The organism is Mycolicibacterium novocastrense (assembly GCF_001570485.1).
Taxonomy (GTDB): Bacteria; Actinomycetota; Actinomycetes; order Mycobacteriales; family Mycobacteriaceae; genus Mycobacterium; species Mycobacterium novocastrense.
Map to the genome: position 1 here is coordinate 1 of NZ_BCTA01000034.1, position 5,839 is coordinate 5,839.

Consider the following 5,839-nt stretch of genomic DNA (forward strand, 5'->3'; position numbering starts at 1 on the left):
CTCGCCAAGCTGTTTCCAGGGCGACTTCCGTTGTGTTAGAATACAATTCGTAGTCAAATCACCTCTGACTTACACAAAATTCGTGACAGGCTCGCACGGTGGGCTGGTTCACCACCAAATACCCCGTGGCCCTGGACATCCGTCGATTGTCGTGGGCGCAGGTCACCGCCGGTGATGCTGGCCTGGGTTCAGTGGTCAAAGACGCCAAAGAACAACTGCGTGCTCTGCCCGACCCACTGAGCTATGGTCTGCTGCGCTATCTGAACCCCGATATCGAGCTACCCGAGCACGATCCCCCGATCGGATTCAACTACCTGGGCCGACTCACCACCACCGCAGCACAATTGTCGGATCAGGTGTGGCGCATCGCCGAACACAGCGGCACCGTGGCAGCCACCGCGGCCGCCACCGCAATCGCGTTGACCCACACCATCGAAATCAACGCAGCCACCACCGACACCAGCACCGGACCACAACTACACGCCCACTGGACATGGGCACCCTCAACACTGACCCCCGAACACATCCACCGACTCAACCAACTCTGGTTCCAAGCCCTCACCGGCATCTGCACCCACGTCCACGCAGGCGGCGGCGGCCTCACCCCCTCCGACATCGCCGTCAGCCTCAACCAACAGCAGATCGACCGCTTGCAGAGCCGATATGCAGATCGCTGACGTCCTGCCACTGACCCCCCTGCAGCAGGGGCTGCTCTTCCACGCCCGCACGCAGACAACCGATGTGTATGCCGTGCAACTGGATACCACCGTGGCCGGCCCCCTTGAACCTCACAAATTGCACGAAGCGGTGGACACGGTGGTCAAACGCCACCCTCATCTGGTGGCCCGTTTCTCCGATGAGTTCGACGAGCCGGTGCAGATCATCCCGGCCGATCCAGCCGCGGGGTGGCGGTACATCGGCACCCTTGCCGAGGGACTCGACGTCGACGACCAGATCCAGCGAATCTGCGCCGAGGAACGCGCCGCGGTCAGCGACCTGGCTGACGGGCCCGTCTTCCGGGTGGCGTTGATCCGTATCGCTGAACACCGGCATCGGCTGGTGATGACCAATCACCACATCGTGATGGACGGCTGGTCGCTGCCGATCCTCGTTGGAGAGATCTTCGCCAGCTATCAGGGACAGAGGTTGCCGGCGCCCGCGCCGTACCGCAGCTTCGTCGCCTGGCTGATCAGCCGGGATCGCGATGCGGCCCGCACAGCCTGGCAGGATTACCTGGCGGGTTTCGACACCCCCACATTGGTGGGCCCGCCCGACCGCTCCACACTCGGGCCCCGCGCCGTCGAAACCTTCCAGATACCGGCCGAAATCACCCGCGACATCGGCGAATTGGCACGATCCCACCACACCACCACCAACATCGTGCTGCAAGCCGCATGGGCCCAACTACTGATGTGGCTCACCGACCGCCGCGATATCGCCTTCGGCACCACCGTATCGACGAGGCCCGCCGAGGTGCGAGGAGCGGAGTCGATGGTGGGCCTTTTCATCAACACCGTTCCGGTGCGGGCGAATGTCACCGCCGTCACCACCATCGGCGATCTGATCGCACAACTCCATGACGCTCACCTCGGCACACTCGAACACCAGCATCTGGCGCTGACCGACATCCACCGGATCACCGGTCAGGAAAGGCTTTTCGACACCCTGTTCGTGTACGAGAACTACCCGATCGAGACCGCCGCGCTGTCGGTCAACCACGGATTGGCCATCACCGAAACCACCGCACGCGAATCGAACCACTACCCAATGACCCTGCAAGCTCAGCCGGGTCGCGAACTCGGCCTCCGGGTCGAGTTCGACACCGACGTGTTCGACGCGAGCACCATCGCGGCGTTGATCGAGCGGCTGACGCGGGTGCTGGCGGCCATGACCGCGGATCCGATGCGGCGGGTCCGGTCGGTGGACGTGCTCACCGAAGACGAGCATGCGTGGCTGGACGAAGCGGGTAATCGCGTACGGATGAAACGCATCGACCCTCCGGCGGTCTCGATTCCGGTGTTGTGGTCCGCCCGGGTGACCGAGGCGCCGGGGACTGCCGCAGTCAGCTGCGGTGGCCGGTTGTGGACCTACCTGGAGCTGGATCAAGCGTCGAATCGCCTGGCGCACTTGTTGGCCGACAGCGGTGTGGGACCGGGGCAGTGCGTCGCGCTGCTATTGGAACGATCGGCTGAAGCGGTTGTGGCGATGCTGGCGGTGCTCAAGACGGGAGCCGCATATCTGGCGATCGACCCGAACCTGCCCGCCGAACGGATCGGATTCATGCTCATCGATGCCGCGCCGATCAGCGTGGTAACCATCCGCGGACTGGCCGACCGCCTGGACGGGTACGACGTCACGGTCATCGAGCTCGAGGATGCTCGGACAGAAACCTATCCGAGCGAGTTCTCACCGACGCCCACGGCTGATGACCTTGCCTACGTGATCTACACCTCGGGCACCACGGGGACCCCCAAGGGGGTCGCCATCAGTCACCGAAACCTTGCTCATCTGGTGAACTCGATGTCTCCGCATCTTCCCGACAAGCAGGTCTGGACCCAGTGCCACTCATATGCTTTCGACTTTTCGGTCTGGGAGATCTGGGCCACGCTGCTCAATGGCGGGCGGTTGGTGATCGTGCCCGAGACGATCGCCGACTCACCCGAAGAATTCCGGGCGTTGCTGCTCAACGAGCACGTCACCGTGTTGACTCAGACTCCGTCCGCACTGAGCGTGCTTCCCGCCGAAGGACTGGAGTCGCTGGCGTTACTGGTCGGTGGTGAGGCGTGTCCGGCGGAGGTGGTGGATCGGTGGGCGCCGGGCCGGGTGATGGTCAACGCCTACGGCCCCACCGAGACCACGGTGTACGCGTCGATGAGCCCCCCACTGGCGCCGGGATCAGGTGCAGCGCCGATCGGGGCGCCCGTTCCGACGACGGCGGTGTTTGTGTTGGACGGTTGGTTGCGTTCGGTGCCGGTGGGTGTGGTGGGGGAGTTGTATGTGGCTGGTGTGGGTGTGGGGGTGGGTTATCTCGGTCGTGCGGGGTTGACGGCTGGGCGGTTTGTGGCGTGTCCGTTTGGGTCGGCGGGGTCGCGGATGTATCGGACCGGGGATCTGGTTTTGTGGCGTGCTGATGGGCAGTTGCAGTTTGTGGGGCGTGCTGATGAGCAGGTCAAGGTTCGTGGGTATCGGGTCGAGCTGGGTGAGATTCGGTCTGTGTTGGCGCAATTGGATGGGGTGGTTCAGGCGGCGGTGGTTGTGCGTGAGGACCGTCGCGGTGACAAGCGTCTGGTCGGCTACATCACCGGAACAGCCGAGCCGTCTGCAGTGCGTGCGCAGTTGGCCGATCGCCTGCCGTCCTACATGGTGCCCGCGGCGGTGGTGTTGATCGAGGCGCTGCCACTGACGGTCAGCGGCAAACTCGACACCCGCGCCCTGCCGACACCCGAATACCAGGCGGGTCAATACCGGATTCCGAGCAGCGCCGTGGAGGAGATCATCGCGGGCATCTTCGCCCGTGTGCTGGGTGCCGACCGCGTGGGGGTCGACGACTCGTTCTTCGACCTCGGCGGGGATTCGCTGTTGGCGATGCGAGCGACCGCCGCTGTCAACAGCGCATTGGATACCCACATTTCGGTGCGAGAGCTTTTCGAGGCGCCCACGGTCGCCCGGTTGGCCGGGCGCACCGGGGCGGCTCCGGGTGGCCGGCCGAGGTTGGTTCCGTCGGAGCGGCCGGCGGCGGTGCCACTGTCATTTGCTCAGCAGCGGTTGTGGTTCCTGGATCAGTTGCACGGTCCGTCACCGGTTTACAACGTCGTCGCCGCGTTACGGCTGAGCGGACCCCTGAACTCCCAAGCGTTGAGGGCCGCGCTGGCCGATGTGGTGGCCCGCCACGAGAGCCTGCGTACTCTGGTGGCCGCTCCCGACGGAATCCCGCAGCAGGTGGTCGTGCCGTCCGAGCATGCCGACTTCGGTTGGAACGCCGTCGATGCCAGCGGGTGGTCGGAAAGCCGATTGGATGAGGCCATCGGTGCGGTGGCCCGCCGAACGTTCGACTTGGCCGCCGAGATGCCCCTACATGTAGGGCTTTTCCGCCTCGCCGACGACGAGCACGTACTGGCGGCCGTGGTGCACCATATTGCCGCCGACGGGTGGTCGATGCCTCGCTTGATGAAAGACCTGGGTGTGGCTTATGCCCGGCGATGCGCGGGACTCGTGCCGGACTGGGCGCCGTTGGCGGTGCAGTACGCCGACTACACACTGTGGCAACGCGCCCAGCTGGGTGAAGTGACCGACCCCGACAGTCCCATCGCTGAACAGTTGGCGTACTGGGAACAGCAGCTGGGCGGGTTGGCGGAACGAATGCCGTTGCCGACCGATCGGCCCTATCCCGCGGTGGCCGACCACGACGGTGCCAGCGTCCTTGTGGATTGGCCGGCACCGTTGCAGCAACAGATCGCGACGCTGGCGCGGGAGTTCAATGCGACCAGTTTCATGGTGGTGCAGGCTGCGTTGGCGGTGTTGTTGGCGAAGGTCGGTGCGGGTCGTGATGTGGCGGTGGGTTTTCCGGTGGCTGGTCGGGGTGATCCGGCGCTGGATGATCTGGTGGGGTTTTTCGTCAATACGTTGGTGTTGCGGGTGGATGTGGGTGCGGATCTGACGGTGGGGGAGTTGTTGGCTCAGGTGCGCCGGCGCTGCTTGGCTGCTTACGAGCATCAGGATGTGCCCTTCGAGGTGTTGGTGGAGCGACTCAATCCCACCCGAAACCTCGCCCACCACCCCCTTGTACAAGTGTCTTTGGCGTGGCAGAACCTCCCCGTGTACGCCGCGGGAACCACCGATGGATTGCACCTGGGAGGCCTGCACGTCACGCCGATTCCGGTCGAAACCCAAACCGCCCGTATGGACCTGACCTTCTCACTGGCCGAGAGCGTCACTGAAGACGGTGAGCCCGCCGGCATCGCGGGTGCGGTGGAGTTCCGTACCGACGTGTTCGATGCGGCGAGCATCGAGGTGTTGATCGAGCGGTTTGAGCGGGTGCTGGCGGCAATGTGCACCGACCCGACCCGGCGGGTGGCTTCGATCGGAGCCCTCAACGACTTCGAGCGCGCTCGGCTCGATGAGCTCGGCCACCGTGCGAGTTTGACCGATTCTCGCCCGCCGATGTCGATCCCGGAGTTGTTCAGCGCACAGGTGGTGCGCGCACCGGAGGCGGTCGCCGTGACCTTCGAGGGCCGATCGATGACGTACCTCGACTTGGACGAGGCTGCAGATCGGCTGGCGCATTCGTTGGTGGATCTGGGTGCGGGTCCGGGCGAGCGTGTGGGGCTGTTGGTGCCGCGGTCGGCGGATGCGATTGTGGCGATACTGGGGGTGCTCAAGACCGGGGCGGCTTGTGTGCCGGTGGATCCGGTGGTGCCTGACGCGCGTATCGATTTCGTGTTGGAGGATGCCGCGCCGGTGGTGGTCATCACTACGGCGACTTTGCGGTCCCGACTGGCCGGTCACGGCGTGAGGGTCATCGATGTCGATGATTTGTCGGTCACCGGTGACGGGTCTGCGTTGCCGGTGCCGCACCACGATGATGTGGCGTATTTGATCTATACCTCGGGTACGACGGGTGTGCCTAAGGCGGCGGGGATTACGCATGCCGGTGTGACCGGGCTGTTGGGATCGTTGGATGCGGGATTGCCCGATCCGGGGGTGTGGGCGCTGTGTCATTCGTTGGCTTTTGATGTGTCGGTGTGGGTGATCCACCCCGGCGTGTCGGGAGAGTTCTTCCGTTGGGAAGGATGGGCACGTGGGTTCGAAGTCATCGAGGCGGTATCCGGAGGAATTGAAG

The 5,839-nt window shown here is 64.4% G+C and carries 1 pseudogene; it reads left to right on the forward strand.

The features are described from left to right. Positions 1-89: 89 nt before the first annotated feature. Positions 90-5,751 (forward strand): annotated as a pseudogene (locus RMCN_RS12990) (amino acid adenylation domain-containing protein); the annotation flags it as partial. Positions 5,752-5,839: the final 88 nt, after the last annotated feature.